We start from the raw sequence: 19,134 nt of genomic DNA, 5'->3' as shown, positions 1-19,134 counted from the left end.
CGGGAATTGGCCATGCTTTCAGCCAGGTGAGAAATTTCTTTCCACGGCGAGATTTCAGTAAGAACTGAGTGAGGGTATGAGGGGTGCTCGTGCGCCCGCATGCATCGAAAACAATTTTGGGGTCTTGCCAATTATTTCCCATGAGCTGGTCGCGGCCGGTGGGTGACTGCCGGTGTGGTGGCTTGCGGATACGGGAGGCAAGGCCGTTTCGCGGCGTGTTCGATTTGATGATCCCTCGGTTTCGCAGCGAACCCGTGGTGGATGGATGCCGTCTTCCGAGGCGAATGTCCGAGGTCTTTTCGACCTGTCAGTAGCGAACAGAACAACTGAGGCATGTTGATGTCATGGTCCCGCGAGGAACCATCTTTTGGCCCGTCAACGGAGTTGGCCGGCCGGGCCGTCTACCGCTCCGGGGAGGCTGCCGCGCCACGTACGCTGATCGACCTCCTGGATGCCACTGCAGCAGCGTTTCCGGATGCGCCTGCTGTGGACACGGGAGCGGCGGTGCTCTCCTACCGTGACCTGTACGAGGAGACCGTACGCCGGGCACGGGACCTGACGGGGCGGGGGATAGGCCCCGGTGACCGGGTCGGTGTACGGGTGTCTTCGGGTACGGCGGAGCTGTATCTGTCGATCCTGGCGGTGCTCCGGTGCGGTGCCGCCTACGTACCGGTTGACGCGGACGATCCCGAGGAGCGGGCCGCCACCGTGTTCCGGGAGGCGGGCGTGTGCGCGGTGCTGGGGCCCTACCCGCAGCCGGAGGGGCTCGTGGAGCCGGTCGGAGTCACCGCGGCGGGCCGGATGGCACCCGGACCCGCCCTGGACGACGACGCGTGGGTCATCTTCACCTCCGGCTCGACGGGCGCGCCGAAGGGCGTCGCCGTTACGCACCGATCGGCAGCGGCGTTCGTGGACGCCGAGGCGGGCCTGTTCCTGCGGGAGCGGCCGCCCGGCCCCGGCGACCGGGTGCTGGCGGGGCTGTCCGTCGCCTTCGACGCCTCCTGTGAAGAGATGTGGCTGGCGTGGCGGCACGGCGCGTGTCTGGTGCCGGCGCCCCGCTCGCTGGTGCGAGCGGGGTACGAACTCGGCGGCTGGCTGGTCGAGCGTGGCATCACGGTGGTGTCGACGGTTCCGACGCTGCTGTCGCTGTGGCCGGTCGAGGCGCTGAGCCGGGTGCGGCTGCTGATCCTGGGCGGCGAGGCGTGTACCGCGGGGCTGGTGGAGCGGTTCGCCGCGCCTGGACGGGAGATGTGGAACACCTACGGGCCGACGGAGACCACCGTGGTCGCGTGTGCGGCTCCCCTGGAGCCGGGCCACGCGGTACGGATCGGACTGCCACTGGAGGGCTGGCAGTTGGCCGTGGTGGACGAGGCGGGGGAGCCGGTGGCGTTCGGGGAGGAGGGCGAGCTGGTCATCGCCGGTGCGGGCACGGCCCGTTACCTGGATCCCGTCAAGGACGCCGACCGCTTCGGGCCCTGCCCCGCGCTGGGTTGGACGCGTGCCTACCGTACGGGTGACATAGTGCGGGCCGACGCGGACGGCCTGATCTTCGTCGGGCGCGCCGACGACCAGGTCAAGCTGGGCGGCCGCCGTGTCGAGCTCGGGGAGATAGACGCCGCGCTCAGCGCCCTGCCGGGGGTACGCGGCGCTGCGGCAGCCGTGCAGACGACGCCGGCCGGTACCCAGGTGCTGGTGGGCTACCTCGTACCCCAACTCACCGCGGACGGCCGGGGCTCGGCCTTCCAGAGCGACAAGGCCCGTGCGCTGCTCGTGGAGCGTCTGCCGCAGCAGTTGGTACCGGTCCTCGCCGAGGTCGCGGAGTTGCCGACACGCACGTCGGGCAAGGTGGACCGTAAGGCGTTGCCCTGGCCGCTGCCCCTTCCGTCCAGCGGTGAGAGCGGCCAGGACGGTCCTGCCGGCCGGGCGATGGAGTTGGCGGGGACGGCCGCACGGCTCGCGGACATCTGGGAGGAATTGCTGGGTGTACGTCCCGGCCCGGACAGTGATTTCGTGGCGATGGGCGGCACCAGCCTGACCGCGGCGCGGATGGCCTCGATGCTGCGCGTGCACCATCCGGGCGTCTCGGTCGCCGATCTGTACCGGTATCCGGTGCTGTGCCGTATGGCCGTGCATCTGGACTCGCTGGCCGGTGCGACCGAGGAGAAACGGGTGGTGCGGCCCGTGCCACGGTGGGCCTTTGCGGTGCAGATTCTGGTCCAGACGGCCTTGTACGGGGTGACCGGGCTGCGCCTGCTGACCGGGCTGGCGATGGCGGACAACGTACTCGGCGAGGTGGCGCCGCATGCCTGGGCGCCGCACACCCCGTGGTGGCTGGTGGCGGTGGCATGGGCGGTGCTGTTCAGCGCGCCGTCACGATGCATGACCGGAGCGGGCCTGGCGCGTGCGCTGGTCGGCTCCGTCCGCCCGGGGGCCTACCCGCGGGGCGGCGGCGTCCACCTGCGTCTGTGGAGCGCCGAACGGGCGGTGGCCGCCTTCGGCGTCCCGTCCCTGCTGGGTACGCCGTGGGCCGCCCTGTACGCACGCCTGCTGGGCTGCACGACCGGCCGGGACGTGCGCCTGCACGCGATGCCGCCCGTGACGGGTCTGGCGGAGCTGGGTGAGGGGGCCGCCATCGAGCCGGGGGCGGACCTCTCCGGCTGGTGGCTGGACGGCGACACGCTGCATGTCGGGACGGTGGCGCTGGGGGCGGGGTCCCGTGTGGGCCACCGCAGCATGCTGCTGCCCGGGGCGGTCGTGGGCCGAGGCGCGGAACTCACGGCCGGCGCCTGCCTGGACAGGCGGATCCCCGACGGTGAGTGCTGGACGGGCTCCCCGGCCCGGCCGGCCGACCCGGCCGAACGTATCGCGAGCAAGGGCTGGCCCGCCTCGCCGACCGTGCGTCGACGCCGCTGGAACATCGCCTACGCCCTGTCCCTGGCGGCGGCGCCCTTGCTGCCGCTCCTGGCGGCCGTACCGGCCCTGTTGGTCACGTATCAGCTGGTGCGCGACGCGTCGGCCCTGCCCACCGCGGCGCTCCGCCTTCTGGCGGCCGTTCCGCTGTTCACGGTCATGACGACCGTGTGCTGGGTACTGGTCCTCGCGCTGGTGGTGCGGGGCCTGGGGCGGGGGATCACGCCGGGTGTGCACCGCGCGGACGGCGGTGTCGCCTGGCGGGTGTGGCTGGTCACCCGTCTGCTCGACGGCGCCCGCGGGGGCCTCTTCCCGCTGTACGCGAGCCTTGCCACGCCGCACTGGCTGCGGCTGCTCGGGGCGCGTGTGGGACGGAACGCCGAGATCTCGACGGTGCTGCCGCTGCCGTCGCTGCTGCACGTCGAGGACGGTGCGTTCCTCGCGGACGACACGCTCGTCGCACCGTTCGAGGTACGCGGCGGATGGATGCGGCTGGGGCAAGTGCGCATAGGCACGCGGGCGTTCGTCGGCAACTCCGGCATCGTCGGCCCCGGCCGTACGGTGCCCGACCACAGCCTGGTGGGCGTGCTCTCCGACATGCCCGCGCACGGCGAGGCGGGCATGTCCTGGCTCGGGCGACCCGCACTGCCGCTGCCGCGGGTGGCGACGGCGGCCGATCCGGAGCGTACGTTCGCCCCGCCCCGGCGGCTGGTTGTGGCCCGCGCGCTGGTGGAGATGTGCCGCGTGCTGCCTCTGATGGTGAGCACCGCCCTCGCCGAATGCGTACTGCTGGGCGAACAGGACGCCTTCACCCACGGCGGTCTGCTCCTGGCGGCACTCGCCGGCGCTCCGCTGCTGCTGGGCGCGGGCCTGGCGGCCTTGCTGACGGCCACCTGCTCCAAATGGCTGCTGGTGGGCCGTTTCCGGGCCGGTGAGCACCCGCTGTGGTCGTCGTTCGTGTGGCGCAACGAACTCTTCGACACGTTCGTGGAGTCGGTGGCCGTGCCGTGGATGGCCCGCGACTTCCTGGGCACCCCGGTCCTGAACTGGTGGCTGCGCAGTCTGGGCGCGCGCATCGGGGGCGGTGTGTGGCTGGACACCTACTGGCTGCCGGAAACCGACCTTGTCACTCTGGGAGACGGTGCGAGCGTCAACCGCGGCTGTGTGCTGCAGACCCACCTCTTCCACGACCGCATCATGCGGATGGACACCGTGCACCTGGCCGCCGGTGCCTCGCTCGGCCCGCACGGCATCGTGCTGCCCGGCACCATCGTGGGCGCGGGCGCCTCCATCGGTGCCTCCTCGCTGGTGATGCGCGGCGAGACGGTGCCCGCGGGCACCCGCTGGGCCGGCAACCCCATCGCGGGTGAGCCGGCCGTGCGCCCCGCACCGCCGTCGGCCGGGACCGGTGAGGCATGACTCGTTGCAGTCGTCGTGCCCTTCTGCGGGGCGCGGCCCTGATCCCGCTCGCCGCGACGGCCGCAGACGGTCTCCTCGATGAGGCCGGGGCAGAGAACCGCTACTTCTCGAGTCACGGCACGTACGACCATCACACCCTCTCCTACGACCTGCGCCTCGCGTACGACCCGTCGAGCGGCACGCTCGACGGCCACGCACACATCCGCGCCGTTGCCGACCGGCCCCTCGCACGGGTGGAACTGGACCTCGCCCGCCTGACCGCCCACACCGCCCGTGTCAACGGCATTCCGGCGAGGCCCCGGCAGAAAGGCGACAAGCTGTACCTGACCGGCTCGCACGCGCTCGCCGCAGGCACCCCGTTCACCGTGGAGGTCGGCTACCGCGGCCGACCGGCCCCGCTGCGCTCACCGTTCGGACAGATCGGCTGGGACCGCACCGGTGACCCGCATGACGGCACTCTCGTGGCCTCCCAGCCGCTGGGCGCGCCCTCGTGGTTTCCTTGCAACGACCGCCCCGACGACAAAGCGGCCTACACCTTCCGGGTCACCGTCCCCCACGGCCACCAGGCACTCGCCAACGGCACCCTGCGCGACCGGCATGCCACCGCGGCCGCCCAGTGTTGGACGTACCACCACCCCGGCCCCATGGCCCCCTACCTCGCCACCCTCTACACCGGTCGCTTCACCTACGACGCCTGGCAGGCCCACGACAGCGCGACCGGAGAGACCATCACCGGACACAATCACTACCCCGCACGCCTGTCCCAGCAGGCCCGCCACGACCTGGCCCGACAACCCGACATGCTGGCCGCATTCACCGGTTGGTTCGGCCCCTACCCCTTCGAGACCTACGGCGCCGTCGTCGTCGACACGGAACTCGACCAACCGGTGGAGAACCAGACCCTGTCCGTCTTCGGCAGCAACCACATCGACGGCCACCGCGGCTCGGAGACACTGGTGGCCCACGAACTCGCCCACCAGTGGTACGGCAACAGCGTCAGCCTGCGCAACTGGCGCGACATCTGGCTCAATGAGGGTTTTGCCACCTACAGCGAATGGCTGTGGTCCGAACACATCGGCGAAGATTCCGCCGACACCATCGCCCGCGCCGAATGGCACACCCTCAACCACCGCCACCGGAGAGACCTGCGCATCGCCGACCCCGGCCCGCACCGTATCTTCGACGACCGCATCTACACCCGCGGAGCCTGCACCCTGCACGCCCTCCGGCTGGCCCTGGGCGATGACCGCTTCTTCCCCCTCGTGCGCACCTGGCATGCCACCCATCGCGGCACCAGCGCCACCACAGCCGCCTTCATCGGACACGCCGAACGCTACTCACCCCACCCCGTCCAACCGCTCCTGCACACCTGGCTCTACGAGAGACCCCTGCCCGCACTTCCCTCCGGCCCGGCCTGACACCCTCCGGTTCGTGCCGGAGGGTCCATCTGGTCCCGCTTCTGCGTGCCTTCGGCCTTTGGCGTACCCGATCTCCAGGCCGCTTCCCGCCTGCGCGGGGACCAATCAACGCTGCAACTGGCGTTGTTGAGGTTGCCGGCGGGCCGCTGAGAGTCGGCCGTCGAAGGTGATGTCGAAGACGTGCTCTGCGTGTCGTTTATATGCAGTAGCCATCACATGAGATGACTTCTGGTTGTTTGCCCCACAATGGGGCTCGCACTGGAACAGGAGTAATCGCATGGCATCAAAAGCATCGGCCCGTGGACCGCGTCCCAGCCTGCGGCGGCTGACCGCGGTCACGCTCGCCCTGGGCACGTTCGGCGCACTCGTCGCCGCGGCGCCGCCCGGGGCCGGGGACGCGCCGCGCAATGCCGACCACGGCTTCCGGGAGCGCGATCTCGTGTCCGACATCCCGGGCAGGGCGGAGAAGACCGATCCGAACCTGGTCAACCCCTGGGGTCTGGCCCGTACGCCCGCCGGCGAGATCTTTGTCTCGGACAACGGCTCGGACAAGGCCACGACGTACTCGGGCGCCCTCGACAACCAGCCGGTCGACATCCTCCCCCAGGTCGTGTCGATCCCTGAGGGCGGCGCCCCGACCGGGGTCGTGCGCAACGACGCCGACGCCTTCCGCTTCACCGACTCCGGGACAGGGAAGTCCGGGGTCGCCCGCTTCCTTTTCGCGGGGGAGGACGGCGACGTCTTCGCCTTCAACCCGGAGGTGAACCCGACGAGCGCCGTCCGGGTCGCGCACGAGGACAGCGACGGCGAGACCGCTGTATTCAAGGGCCTGACGATCGTGCCGGGCGAGAAGGAGCACGGGGAGGTCAAGGGTCATGGGGGAGACTGCAAGCAAGGCGGCAAGTGCCACGAGCCGCGCCTGCTCGTCGCGAACTTCCGTGACGCCCGCATCGACAGCTTCGACACGAACTTCCATCTCCTGCCGCCGGACAACCGGTTCCAGGACCCGAACATCGAGAGCGGCTTCGCACCGTTCGACGTCAAACTGATCGGCGACCAGGTCTTCGTGACCTACGCCAAGCAGAACGCCGACAAGCACGACGACGTCGCCGGTCCCGGCAACGGCTTCATCGACGTGTTCAGCACGGAGGGCAGGCTGCTCAAGCGCTTCGCCAGCCACGGCGTGCTCAACTCGCCCTGGGGCCTCGAGACGGCGCCCGAGAAGTTCGGCAAGTTCTCCGGTGATCTGCTCGTCGGCAACTTCGGAGACGGCAAGATCAACGCCTTCGACCTGAAGACCGGCCGCTTCGAGGGAACCCTGCGGGACCTCAGGGGGAAGCCGGTAGTGATCCCGGGGCTGTGGGGCCTCGCGCGCGGCACCGACAAGTCGGGCGGCAGGAACAGCGTCTGGTTCGCAGCGGGAATCAACGCCGAGAACAACGGGCTTCTCGGCACTCTGCGCGCCGAGAAGTAATCCGTCGCCACACCCCGGGTGGGCCCGCGTCGCGGTGAAGCCCTGGCTCTCGTAAATGACGTCACTGGGCGCCGCTCGCCTTGGTGTATTCCCTCACCGCTCGGTAACCTGTACGTAGACGCCCTGGCCTGCGACAACGGCCAGAGAGGCTCCATCCCCGAGTGTCTGGGGTGGAGCCTCTGTGCGTTGCGCACAGGGCTCTCGGCTGCATGTGGGGTGAGCTGTCCGGCGTGGCGATCGTCTGGGTTTGCGGCCGGCAAAGGGTGCGTCCTGGCGATGGATGGTGCTGCGGTCAGCCGCATGCCGACGACCAGGAAGCGTTGAGGGGCGGATTACGGCGTAGAGCAGAGCAGCGGACTCATAATCCGTCGGCCGTGGGTTCGAGTCCCACTCGCCCCACCAGAAGCATGCCCAGACCTGCGCAAACGATCTTTCCCAGCAGCCGAAGCGTCAACTTCGGTTCAACGGAGGGAATCCGCTGCTCGCAGCTTCTCTCTTGGATCCGCTGGTGCCGCGTGATCGTTACATTCAAGGTCCTGACCTGCGGTGATGCGAACGATCGGGATCGCTAAAGGTTGCCTGGTGGCTCTCTTTGTCCCCTCAGAGCAAGATCAAGTGGCCCTACAGTGGCCCGGAGGGCGTGGAACGGTGTGGCGTACGTTCCTTCCTTGCCTCGTTGGCTTTGGCCCCGACGCACGAAGCAGCTTTGAATCCGCTACTCACACGGACCGTCTGAGGCGTCAGGGCAGAACGCGGCTACCCACTGTCAGGGTCCTGACCTGTGGGGATGTGAGCGAGCTCGGGTACTGGAAGTGCGCAGGCTCGTTTCGTGTCTCCGCTCGTGGGTGTGCCTTGGGGCCCCTTCCGACTGGTGGGATCAACGGCTGTCGCCGAACTCCTCGCGTATCTGGGGCGGCTCGCCCTGGCGGTGGGTAGCGTTCGGCTTCGTTGAACGCCCTCGAGCCCACATCGAGGACTTGGTTTCCGGGGCTGACATGGTGACTTTGGGCGCGGTGCCGCCAAGCAAGCTGCTGCTGCCGCCGCACGGCCGTGCCTTGGTGCCTTCCGGAGTCACGGCGTTGCGTTGTGGTTCGCCGGGCGGTCGGGCTGCGGGTTCAGCTCGCGGCTAGGGGAGTTGAGGGACGGCCCGCAGGTCGCGGTCGGCTCAGTTGCAGCACGAGCACCCAGGGGCGCAACCGCAGGGAACCGTCGTGCCGTCGACCTCCTTGAGCGCCGTAAGGCAGGTGGGAGCGCAGCAGCCGTCGCCGCGCCAGGCCTAGCGGCCGTCCTTGACCGCGACAACCGCGATCACGAGGGCGGCGATGGGGTCGGCCCAGGTCCAGCCCAGCAGGGAGTTGGCGAGCAGGCCGACCAGGAGGACGACCGAGAGGTAAGTACAGAGCAGGGTCTGCTTGGAGTCGGCGACGGCGGAGGCGGAGCCTAACGAGCTCGTGCACGGTAAGCGGTGAGACGTCGATCCCTTGATCGTTGATCATGGGTGTGTGGTGGGAAACGCGGCTCGTGCAGCGATCATCAGCGACCGAAGGATCACAGGTCTGTCGGCCGGGGTGATCGCCGAACTCGTAGCGGAAGTAGGCCCGTTGTGGCGTGAACGGCACCAGGCCCGGCTTGCCTCCCGGCAACGCAAGCGAGCCGTGGGCGCTGGCGCGAAGCACCAGCTGGTGTTCGTCGACCGGCTGCTCGCAACGCTTGTGCATCTCCGCCACGGGGCCACGCATGACGTGCTGGCCTGCTGGTTCGGTGTGGATCGCTCCACCATCACCCGGGCCATCGGCGAGGTGCGGCCCCTGCTCGCCGAGCGGGGATGCTCCGTCACCCCAGGCGTTCGCCTCCAGACTCTGGCCCAGGTCGTGGACCATCTCGGCACCACGGGGAAGACGGGCATCATCGACGGCACCGAGATCCGCGTCCGGCGGCCGGCCGCCGGACGCAAGGATCGGGACAAGTTCATCTCCGGCAAGAACAAGCAGAACGCCGTCAAGAGCATGGTGGTCACGGACGGGGAGGGCCACGTGCTGTACTGCAGTCCGAGCGAGCCAGGCAGCTGCGCGGACATCACGCACGCCCGCCAGTTAGGGCTGGTCCGGCTCCTGGCCGATGGGCCTGCAGTGGAGATCCTCGCGGATGCGGGCTACCAGGGCTTGGGGGCACAGACCGGCGGACGCGTGGTGACGCCACCGCATCGCAAGTTCAAGAAAAACGCTCCGGACTGGTACGAAGAGATCCACGAGCGCCGACGCAAGGCGCACTCCTCGCGACGTATCCGGGTTGAGCACGGCATCGCCCATCTGAAGAACTGGCGGGCGCTGGCCCGCCACCTCGGCCGGCGCGAGCACATGAGCGACATCGTCCAAGCCGTCGCCGGCCTGCTCTCCCATCAGCGGACCGCTGACCTGATCCCGACACCGCAGACGTGAACAGCGAGCCCCCCCGAGGCCCTCGACGTCTCACCACTTACCGTGCACGAGCTCGTAAGGGCTGTCCCGTAAATGACCTTTCGGCTGGTCGGGACGTGCTCGACCCCGGGCGGGCTCGCCTATCCGGCGAGGGTGAGGTTGTGGAGGCAGGCGATGCCGCGCATCGCATGGTGCACGCCGTCGCCGCGGAGCCGGCAGTCGCGCAGGATCTTGTAGGTCTTCATACGGGCGAAGACGTGCTCGACGCGGGCGCGGACCTGCTTATGGATTTGTTGTGGGCCTGTTGCCAGTCGGACAATTCCTCGCCGGTGCGGCGGCGGTGCGGCATCACCAGCCCGGTGCCCGGATAGCCGCCGTCGGCGATCGTCGTGGTCTTGCCAACCGCGGCTATGGCGCCGGACTCGCTTCAGGCCCGGCAGTCATTGCGGTTGCCCGGAAGCGGTCGGCCGACCACGACCACCAGGCGGGTGTCGGCGTCGATGACCACCTGGTGGTTGGTGGAGTACCGGTAGTTTTTGGACTGCTCGGCCACGTTGTGGTCGCGGGTGGGCACCAGGGTGCCATCCACGATCAGCACCGCGTCCTTCGCGAACCGCTTGCGCGGCAGGAGGGCGAGCTTCGGGCCGAGGTCGTCGATAACGCGGTCGGCCGCCGACTTCGACACCCCGAACAGCGGGGCGAGTTGGCGCAGCGTGAGGTTCGTTCGCCAGTACGCAGCAACCAGCAACACCCGGTCTTCCAGGGCGAGCTTCCACGGTCGCCCTTTGCCCGGGGCGTCGACACCCTCACGCCGCAGCTGCGTCACCAGCTTCGTGAAGGCGCGCGCGCTCAGCCCGGTGAACGGGGCTATCCAAGACGGTTCCGACGCCGTGATCACACCAGCCACACCGAGATCATCTCATCCGTGAACAGCGGCTACCGCACGGAATTGGTCGATGTCCGGGCACGCGGGCGGCGGCATTTCGTAGCCTCGGCGTCATGAAGCTGGTGCGTAACGTGATCGTGTTCGACGCAGCCGACCTGACTGCCGAAAGCTCGTTCTGGGCTGGGATCTTCGGCGGCTACGTCTTTGAGGATGAGGCATGGCACAGCGTCGTCGATGCCGATGGGGAGTGGCGGATCGGCGTACAGCTGGCACCGAACCACGTTCCTCCCGAGTGGCCACACGGCGTCCTTCAACAAGTGCATCTCGACCTCCACGTCGATGACCCCCGAGCCGCGCACGAAGAGGCAATCTCCCTCGGCGCCCGCCTGCTCCAGCCGGCTCCTGACCTGGACAGCGACGAAGGCCATCAGGTGTACGCCGACCCGGCCGGACACCCGTTCTGCATCGGCTGGGGGCACCCGTCCCAAGAGACGCTCGCCGCGTTCGTCGCCGACCGGCTCGGACGAAGGAACCACGCCGGGCCAGCCAGGTAGCACCGGGCTCGGCACGACACCCCCGGAGGGCTTCTTCTACGACGCTGCGGCCCCGCGACCAGCAGCTACGGGCCAAGCCTTAGTTCGCGTCCGGCGCGGCGCTGGGCGGCGGACAGGAACGGCATGATCGCGAGGGAGAGGGCTGCCAGGACGATAACCGGCGTGGAGTGCTGCGCCTCACTCGCCTCCGCCGGCCGACTCGTCGGGGCGCGCGCCCCGAGTCCTGCCGGGTGGAACGATGCCGTGGATCATTTCACGTAGATCGCCAACGCCTCTTCCGGGACCCGTGGGGATCCTTTTCGCAGCGCCGCGGTCATCCTGCGGGTGTGTCGCTCTGCGATCCTGGGTTGGTCTCGCGGATCTGTTCAACGCCACCAAGGCGGCCGGCTGTCGGGAGCGTCGGCGACGGCTGAAGCAGGTTTCGCTGGTGAGCCCGATCCGCTCGGGTTCGTCGCCACGAAGCACGGTCAACGCTCCTTCGTATCCCGCAGACCGGGGCGGGCTGGGACACGGCGATGAGTTGGTCATCTCCTGTGAGCGGAAGGTGTTGAGCCACCAACTGTTGGAACCATCTACTGCGGCCACTGTTGCACCTGACTGTTGCATCAAGGGTTCCCCACCTCCTGTCAGCGCCTGTGCGTAGGCCCAGGTCAGCCCCCAATTTCCGCGTGGTCGGGGGCCTGACATCCCCTCTGCTGCCGCTGCTCCCATGCCCGGTGGAGAAGAAAGAAGGGTGGTGGGCGGGCTGGGTCGACGCGGCGGCCTCGGGGATCGGGGCCGGCTCAGCATGGTTGCGCGTCGGCAGGCCTCCGCGCCGGCCGCTGACGCGGCGTGAGCAGGATGAGCGGCGAGGTGCTGGAGAGTGGACGCGATGCGCGTGCCGGCAGACGGCTGCGCGGGTGTTTGAAAGGCGCCCTTTTGGTACGGCCGGTCAGCAGGACTGTGTCGGTTCGGAGATGCGCGAGAGCGTCTGCAAGCGAGGGCAGTGGCCTGGCCGCAGTCTCCGGAAGCTAGTACTCCAGCAGCACTTTGACGTTTTCCCTGTTCAGGGTCGGTCTGGGTGAGTGTAGAGGGCTGATGGCCGGCCTGTGTTCTCTTTCCCGGGCCGCCCCTCGATCGTGTGCAGCCGCCGCTGATAGTGACAGCGGTCCGGGCAGCCTCCCGGCGTGATCGACGAGCGTGCAGTTGAGATCTGGAACGACGAACTCGAGGAACTGTTCCTGCGTACCGGCCACCGCTTCAGGCGTGTCGAGCCGCGTCGCCGGATGCGTGACTACATCCGTGGACTACTGGGCCCGGTCGGCCGCAAAAACGGCTGGCAGCTGGCCGAATACGCCGGACACCGCACACCCGACCGCCTCCAGCGGCTCCTCAACGGCGCCCGCTGGGACGCCGATGAGCTCCGCGACGACCTCCAGCACTACGTAGCCGAACGGCTCGGCGAGCCCGACGGGATCCTCATCCTCGACGACACCGGCTTCCTCAAGAAAGGCACCACCTCGGCCGGCGTCCAGCGCCAGTACTCCGGCACCGCCGGCCGCACCGAAAACTGCCAGATCGGCGTGTTCGCCGCCTACGCCACCACACACGGACGCGCCCTGGTGGACCGGGAGTTGTACCTGCCCAAGACCTGGACCGACGACCGCGACCGCTGCCGCGCCGCTCACATCCCCAACGAGCGGACTTTCGCCACCAAACCCGACCTGGCCAAGGCCATGGTGCTGCGGGCGATCGCCTCACCGCTGCCGATCGCCTGGGTGACCGCGGACGCCGCCTACGGCCAGGAATGGCGGCTGCGCCACATGCTGGAGGAGACCAGCCTGGGGTATGTACTCGCGGTTCCCAAGTCCCAGCAGGTGCCCCACTTCGGACGCATCGACCACCTCTTCTCCCAAGCACCCGACGAAGCGTGGGAGAGACGTTCGTGCGGTGACGGGGCCAAGGGCCCGCGCGTCTACCACTGGGCCGCCCTGCAGATCACGCCCATCGAGGACTTCGACGACGAGATGCCCACCCACCAGCGGTGGGCACTGGCCCGCCGCAGCATCAACAAGCCCGAAGAGATCGCCTACTACCTCGCCTACGCACCGCTCGGCACCACCATCGAGCACTTGGTCCGCGTCGCCGGGACGCGCTGGGCCATCGAGGAAGCCTTCCAGGCCGCGAAGAACGAATGCGGCCTCGACCAGTACGAAGTCCGCCGCTACACCGGCTGGATGCGGCACATCACCCTGGCCATGCTGGCGCATGCCTTCCTGGCCGTCATGGCCGTCGACGCCGCGGCAAAAGGGGCAGCAGAAACGGTTCCTGCCTCGCGCCCCTCACCGTGGCAGAAATTCGGCGGCTCCTGGCAACTGGCCACTCATCCATCGCCGTTCACCAGCCCCTCATCAGCGCACGCGCGTTGAGGTGGTCACACTGGCGCAGACGACGCCAAGCCGTCGCCCGCCGCTGTCACTATCAGCGGCGGCTGCACACGATCGAGGGGCGGCCCGGGAAAGAGAACACAGGCCGGCCATCAGCCCTCTACACTCACCCAGACCGACCCTGAACAGGGAAAACGTCAAAGTGCTGCTGGAGTACTAGGGGGCAAAAAGATGCTGCGTGCAAAATTGAGCGAACCCTGAGGCTACTGACGGGGCTGCCCTACCTCTCCTGCCGGTGTGACGAGCTGGCTCGAGTACTCGGTCGAGAACATCGCTCGTCGAGGACGTCGGCCTCGACGCGGGATACGTCCGTATCCGGAAGAACCGACTTCGGCCCAAGCGCGCGCACGGCCGCGGCGCCAACCCGTGCGGTAGGGATGCGGCCCACTGCCCGAAGCGGGAGCGGAGGCGGCGCGAGCCAAGTCCACGAAGTCGCGGGCGGGGCGCCCCACGATCGGTCTGCCCGGTCACGGGCGACTGCATGACGCTCGCCACCCGGCTACGACGGAGACGGAAGCCGAGACGGCCAACGTCGAAGGGCCCCACCGCAAGCGGTGGGGCCCTTCGACATCGTGCCCGGTGAGGCACTGGCGGAGGATACGAGATTCGAACTCGTGAGGGGTTGCCCCCAACACGCTTTCCAACTGTCCGCGCGGCCGTCCGGGGGCGTTCGCAGGGGTTCGCTGGGCAGGTCAGAGGGGGTGCGCGTACGGCGGTGAACGGTCGCGGCCGTGGGCGCACAGGACAAAGACCAGGACAAGGAGGCGACTGACACCCGCTTTAGGAGTTCGATCCGACGCCCTCAGCGGTCGGCTGCTGCAAGGCTTGAGCTGATGCCTACGACCGCCCGGAGTTGCTGGCGTCCGGCGCCGTTGATGTCAGCCGTGGATGTCAGGCGACCCCGCCTGCTTCGGCTACGGGCGACGGTAAGCGGCACGGTCGGTTCCGGGTACCGGAGCCCGGGACAGGTACCGCAACCGGTATCGGACGGAAAGGATCACGGGCTGCATAGGTAGTAAAGGTGGTCGCCCGCCATCCGCGCGCGGCGGGCCAGGGCCATGAACGTGGCAACCGTGTCCTTGGCATGGAGGTAGTCGGCGAAATCGACCTCCTCTATCTCGTACCACTGGGCCGTCACCATCGGGACCGCGTCCTCAGGGAGGGTGGCGAGGATGTCCCGCCAGCTATCGGGAAGTTGTTCGAGGACCAGGCCCGTGTTCCAGGGGGAGTCGGGGTCGGTGGGCTCACCTTCGGGGTACGGCGGTTCGGGCCAGATCAGTTCCGGCGCATCCCGCTGACCGGTGAAGGGAACGCCCTCGGCGTAGGCGACCAGTTTGGCCAGCACGACGTGCGGGTCCAGGCCCTTTGCGTCGATCCAGTCTGCGCCCATCTCCCCCAGCGACGTCCCGTGGCGCCAGTCGCCGTCAGGACCGATGGCCTGGTTCACCGCCGTGGTGTGGTCAGTCGCGTGGAAGTAGTCGTACAGCACGCCCATGTCGGCCTCCATCGTTCACCGATCCTGTCCTGTGCTGAAGTAGAGCAGGCGGCACTGACATCGAGTCGGCGGAGTCGTTCCTCTTCGCTGTGGCTTGGCTGAGGAGCAGTAGCGCAGAGTCAAAGGCTGGCTGTGATGGCGCCAGTTCAGCCACAACTGATCATCGGCGGCCGTGACCTGCGGCTGCCTAACCGATCATCGCTCTGACCTGCTGCCGAGCTGTCGGCAGTTGTCGGCGTTGGTCATCATTGAGCGCCCTTCCACGGCCTGGAGACGGCCCGGGGGAGGGCGTTCAACTCGTTGGGGTGATACCTGCTTTGTAAGTTCCCCCCAACAGCCCAACGACCAGGGGCGATGCCGTCTGGCCTGGCCTGCGAGGTGCGCGGCTGGTTCTCCCGATACGGCCATGTGCACCGGTGTTGCCGTCAAAGACTGCCGTCACGCCATGGGGCCTCGCAGCTGCGGTTTCGTCCACGAGCCCATGCCCGCCGGCCGTGCGGAGCGCTAAGCGATCCAGCCAGAGACCCGCGGGCCGCCGTTCACCGCCGCCCCTCGGACTCTTTGAGGTGGCCCTGCCCTCGTCAGTCACCGGCCGTGCGCTGAACAGGTCGACGTGACGGTGCCGCCGAACAAACCGGTGCGGTGCGGCTCACCTTGGCGCAGAATTCGAACACGCGATCTAATTCGGATATGGCAAACCACAGGGTCGACTACCTCACCAGCACCCAGGAGCACATCCTGCGCTGCATCCGCGAGTCGATCACCGAACGAGGTGAATCCCCGACCATGCAGGAGATCGGCGAGCATGTGGGCATGCGCAGCCGCGCCTCCGTGCACTACCACCTGGGACGGATCGAAGCGCTCGGGTACATCGTCCGCGAGCCTCACAGGCCGCGCGGGATCAGGCTCACATGACCAGCACCGCCCCTGACCGGGAGCGCTTCCACCTCACGGTGTCCTCCAGTGGCCGCCCGGTCATGCACGGCTGGTGGGAGAACGACGCAGTCGCGCGAGGCAAGTTCGTGTCCTGGGTGGGCGAGTACGGCACCATCCCCGGCGCACGCCTCACACTGGTCGACGAGGCCGAGGCTCGCACGCTGGCCGTCTGGCCGGACGCGGAGTAGCGCCGTCAGCCCTCCGACGCCGGGGGTCGTACGGCCCTCTTCACAGGCCACTCGACCTCCTGCCGCGACATGCTCACGCCCTCACGCGCCGCGTGTTCCGTCACCACCGCCTGCGCGGCTTCCTGGACACCTGGGTCTAGCAGGGCAGACGTAGCAAGGGGGCGCAGCAATCTGCCACGCCCCCTGTGTTGAGTCTGTCCGCCGGAGACTCGTCAACCGTCGCCTTGTAAGGGCGGACGTGGCCGGCGGCACTGTTCTCCAGGTCAGTCCGGCTGCAGTGGCGGTCCAGGTGAACGGCATGTCTCGACCGCGTACCCCCGCCGCTGACCGTGATTGACCCCACGATGTGGCACGGCACTGGCACGGAGACCTCTTCGCCCCGAACGGGGGTAGACCCACTGTGACCTCGCTCCGGAGCACGCTGACCTGACCCTTTCGGGTCCGACACTCCCCCTGGCGTCCGCGAAGGTCTGGGCGGGCTGCAACGTCTCGCCCTCTGTTCAAACCCTGGCTCCGCGCCCTTGCCGACTTCATTCAACTGGTCAGGATGAATCGCGAGCCTGAAAGGCCCTATCGCTGCTTGGCCCTAGCCGCGGGGCCACCGTGCAGCGCACTCACGTGAGACGACCTCCCTTAAGTGCCGCTTGGCCAGGTGTTCCAGCACCGTGCGCACGCGCTTGGCGCTGTCCAGGTCGACCACGGCCGGAGCGTTCCGTTCTTAAAGCGGCGAGAGATCGGCACCTCGCCGAGGTGACCTCCGCGAGGTGCCGACATTTCTGGGGACTTCTCAGCGATCAGCCCTGGGTCCCGCCCTGGGTGTTGCCGCTGCCACCACCCTGGGTCCCGCCCTGGGTGTTGCCGCTGCCACCACCCTGGGTCCCGCCCTGGGTGTTGCCGCTGCCACCACCCGGGTCCCCGTCCTGGGTGTGGTGCTGGCACGGCTTCTCAGGGAGCAGGCGCTGAGCCTGCGTCAGACCATTGCCAACGCGTGCCTGAGCGATGGAAACTGTGCTGGTCGGTGCGGGTGCCGCCGAAGCGGGAGTCCCGATGGTGACGATTCCTCCCACCATTGCCGCCGACGCTATCGCTGTCGCTATCTGTCGCTTCCGGCAATTCAGCACGAGCTTGTTCCTTCCTCCCGTACGATGGGATAACTGTGCGCCTCCGATAATTCAATGCGCCGGAATTCTCGAGTTAATTTCCGGGCGTTCCAGGCGTCTGGTGATTGACCACGGATCGCTTGGTCATCCCGCTCTCCCAGGCTCCGCCGGGTACTCTTGACTTTTTGGTCGCCCGGCAGAGAGCTCCGAAAGGTGACTCCATGCAATGGATAGTCGATCCAGTGCGGAGCGGGGATGGTGCTCGCTGCGGACCATCGGTTAAACCTTCGGAGCAGGCACATATATATGACGAGCCGGGTCCAATGCTCCTCGCATGCCCCGGTCGCGTCAAATCACCGCGGCATGCCCTTGGCGATGCAGCCTCGCCGCCTGGCGAGAGATGAGCTGCTCTCGGGCCTATAACGCGATCAGGAGTACGACCTCGACCGCATGCCGTGCAAAGAACTTCGTCGACGAGACCGAGGCGAACCCTTTCACCAAGGAAGAAGCCAAGGCGTTCCTCGAAGCGGCCTACGTCCCTGCGGTGGATCGGCGGCGTCGGCGCCTGTTTCTGTCACTGCCGGTGGGTGAGATCACGCCGACGGCTGAGGTCAGGCATCTAAATGCCGAGCTGGCAGAAGAGTACGCCGGACACACCCAGAAGATGATCAATAGGGACCTGAATGCCCTGCAGGACATGGGCCTGGTGCACCGAATGCGTTCAGGGGTGCAACCTGCCATCGACCAGATGCGTGCCTTCATGCCTTTGAGGGCGCCGGAGAACCACCAGCCAGGCTAGAAAATGGGACCGTGCGGCCATCCTCTGGCCAGACTCGCTCAAGCGAGCCGGGCAGAGTCAGTGAACGTCCTGGTCAGCGCACCTTGGGCCTTGGGCTTTTAGGCGGTCTTGAAAACCGTCGTGGCGCGAGTCACCGTGGGTTCAAATCCCACACCCACCGCAGTGGTGGAGAGCCTCTGACCAGCAGGATCGGTCGGGGGCTCTCTTCGGTCCTGTCGCCGCGGGGCCCCGGCCCTCCTCGGTCCCCGGCCTCCAGCAGCACTGAACACCGGGCGGCCGGCAGCGGGTTTCACCGTGTGGGGGCAGCAGCCCTGCTCAGGCCGTGGGAGGCGACCAGTTGTGCACTGCCGTCGGCCAGGCGGTAGGACAGACCCACCACGGCAAGTCGACCGGCGGACACTCGCTCGGCCAGCACGCGGGAGCGTTCCAGCAGCAGATCGACGGTGTGCCTTACGTGCTCGGCCAGGATCTCCTCGGGCTGCTCGCGCCCGGCGGCGCGGGCCGCCAGCACACTCGGGGTCACACGCTCGACCACGTCACGGACGAAGCCGGAGGGCACCCGGCCGCCGTCGGCGGCAGCGCGGGCAGCTGCGATGGCCCCGCACGAGTCATGGCCCAGCACCACGACCAGCGGGCAGTCCAGCACACTCACGCCGTACTCGATACTTCCCAACGCCTCCGCGCCGACGACATGCCCGGCGTTACGCACCACGAACAGATCCCCGAGGCCCTGGTCGAAGATGATCTCGGCGGCCAGCCGGGAATCGGAGCAGCCGAACAGCACCGCGAAGGGATTCTGGGCCGGGGCGGTCTCGGCGCGGCGTGCGGCGTCCTGGTTGGGGTGCTCGGGCGAGCCGGCCACGAACCGGTGGTTGCCCGCCAACAGCATCTCGAAGGCATCATCGGGAGTCGGCGTCAGGGTCTCAGTCATGGCGGAAGGCTAGGGCCGGCCCCGCTAGATCGCGCGGCCGGGTCCACGGATGGCGGCCTGGGCACCCTCCCGGCCGGCACTCCCAGACGCCGGGCGGTGTCGTTCTCGGTGGGCCTCCTCGGTGCGCTGCGCAGCCGCTCGGCCCACCACGGCCCGCCCGCACCGCCTGGCCCTGCGTTAA

The 19,134-nt window shown here is 68.2% G+C and carries 12 protein-coding genes, 1 tRNA gene and 3 pseudogenes; 10 read left to right on the top strand and 6 right to left on the bottom strand.

Features of this window, described 5'->3' with window-relative positions:
* The first annotated feature begins 339 nt into the window (after positions 1 to 339).
* The 4 genes from FNV62_RS07885 to FNV62_RS07870 all read left to right on the top strand — a co-directional run bounded on the left by FNV62_RS07885 (position 340) and on the right by FNV62_RS07870 (position 7,623).
* Positions 340 to 4,329, top strand: a complete 3,990-nt coding sequence (locus FNV62_RS07885; RefSeq protein WP_144314928.1) for a Pls/PosA family non-ribosomal peptide synthetase — start codon at positions 340 to 342, stop codon at positions 4,327 to 4,329.
* Positions 4,326 to 5,747, top strand: coding sequence for a M1 family metallopeptidase (locus FNV62_RS07880; RefSeq protein WP_143614381.1), 1,422 nt, complete (start codon positions 4,326 to 4,328; stop codon positions 5,745 to 5,747). Before FNV62_RS07885 ends, FNV62_RS07880 begins: the two co-directional genes overlap by 4 nt.
* A gap of 277 nt (positions 5,748 to 6,024) precedes the next feature.
* A complete protein-coding gene (locus FNV62_RS07875; RefSeq protein ID WP_144314926.1) occupies positions 6,025 to 7,221 on the top strand; it encodes a TIGR03118 family protein in 1,197 nt (398 codons plus the stop codon).
* 324 nt (positions 7,222 to 7,545) lie between these two features.
* A tRNA-Ile gene (locus tag FNV62_RS07870) sits at positions 7,546 to 7,623 on the top strand.
* Between the two features lie 763 nt (positions 7,624 to 8,386).
* Here the strand turns inward: FNV62_RS07870 and FNV62_RS57965 are convergent.
* Positions 8,387 to 8,665 (bottom strand): annotated as a pseudogene (locus tag FNV62_RS57965) (cation transporter); the annotation flags it as partial.
* A 124-nt stretch (positions 8,666 to 8,789) separates the two neighbouring features.
* Here FNV62_RS57965 and FNV62_RS07860 point away from each other — a divergent pair.
* On the top strand, positions 8,790 to 9,659 hold the full coding sequence (locus FNV62_RS07860; protein WP_225900196.1) for a transposase: 870 nt from the start codon (positions 8,790 to 8,792) through the stop codon (positions 9,657 to 9,659).
* Positions 9,660 to 9,778: 119 nt separating this feature from the next.
* Here FNV62_RS07860 and FNV62_RS07855 read toward each other — a convergent pair.
* Positions 9,779 to 10,545, bottom strand: a pseudogene (locus tag FNV62_RS07855) (transposase).
* 92 nt (positions 10,546 to 10,637) lie between these two features.
* On the opposite strand from FNV62_RS07855, the gene FNV62_RS07850 reads away from it, so the two are divergent.
* A complete protein-coding gene (locus tag FNV62_RS07850; RefSeq protein WP_144314925.1) occupies positions 10,638 to 11,078 on the top strand; it encodes a VOC family protein in 441 nt (146 codons plus the stop codon).
* 80 nt (positions 11,079 to 11,158) lie between these two features.
* Here FNV62_RS07850 and FNV62_RS55560 read toward each other — a convergent pair.
* Positions 11,159 to 11,257 (bottom strand): annotated as a pseudogene (locus FNV62_RS55560) (cation transporter); the annotation flags it as partial.
* Positions 11,258 to 12,247: 990 nt separating this feature from the next.
* On the opposite strand from FNV62_RS55560, the gene FNV62_RS07840 reads away from it, so the two are divergent.
* Entirely contained in the window at positions 12,248 to 13,486 is a 1,239-nt protein-coding gene (locus FNV62_RS07840; protein ID WP_375336837.1) for an IS701 family transposase, read from the top strand.
* A gap of 1,015 nt (positions 13,487 to 14,501) precedes the next feature.
* Here FNV62_RS07840 and FNV62_RS07835 read toward each other — a convergent pair.
* Positions 14,502 to 15,011, bottom strand: coding sequence for a hypothetical protein (locus tag FNV62_RS07835; protein WP_143599462.1), 510 nt, complete (start codon positions 15,009 to 15,011; stop codon positions 14,502 to 14,504).
* Positions 15,012 to 15,689: 678 nt separating this feature from the next.
* Here FNV62_RS07835 and FNV62_RS07830 point away from each other — a divergent pair.
* Both FNV62_RS07830 and FNV62_RS07825 read left to right on the top strand, forming a co-directional pair.
* Positions 15,690 to 15,914, top strand: a complete 225-nt coding sequence (locus tag FNV62_RS07830; RefSeq protein WP_144314924.1) for a LexA family protein — start codon at positions 15,690 to 15,692, stop codon at positions 15,912 to 15,914.
* Positions 15,911 to 16,123: a hypothetical protein gene (locus FNV62_RS07825; RefSeq protein WP_144314922.1), complete on the top strand. Its 213-nt coding sequence runs from the start codon at positions 15,911 to 15,913 to the stop codon at positions 16,121 to 16,123. Before FNV62_RS07830 ends, FNV62_RS07825 begins: the two co-directional genes overlap by 4 nt.
* A gap of 794 nt (positions 16,124 to 16,917) precedes the next feature.
* Here FNV62_RS07825 and FNV62_RS07820 read toward each other — a convergent pair.
* Positions 16,918 to 17,193: a hypothetical protein gene (locus tag FNV62_RS07820; RefSeq protein ID WP_144314921.1), complete on the bottom strand. Its 276-nt coding sequence runs from the start codon at positions 17,191 to 17,193 to the stop codon at positions 16,918 to 16,920.
* Between the two features lie 364 nt (positions 17,194 to 17,557).
* On the opposite strand from FNV62_RS07820, the gene FNV62_RS07815 reads away from it, so the two are divergent.
* A complete protein-coding gene (locus FNV62_RS07815; protein WP_164657570.1) occupies positions 17,558 to 18,022 on the top strand; it encodes a hypothetical protein in 465 nt (154 codons plus the stop codon).
* A gap of 289 nt (positions 18,023 to 18,311) precedes the next feature.
* On the opposite strand, the gene FNV62_RS07810 is transcribed toward FNV62_RS07815, so the two are convergent.
* Positions 18,312 to 18,953, bottom strand: coding sequence for a carbonic anhydrase (locus FNV62_RS07810; protein WP_143600456.1), 642 nt, complete (start codon positions 18,951 to 18,953; stop codon positions 18,312 to 18,314).
* Positions 18,954 to 19,134: the final 181 nt, after the last annotated feature.

Source organism: Streptomyces sp. RLB3-17 (assembly GCF_007113425.2).
In the GTDB taxonomy this organism is placed as follows: domain Bacteria; phylum Actinomycetota; class Actinomycetes; order Streptomycetales; family Streptomycetaceae; genus Streptomyces; species Streptomyces mirabilis_D.
This window is presented reverse-complemented; position numbering and strand designations above follow the sequence as displayed.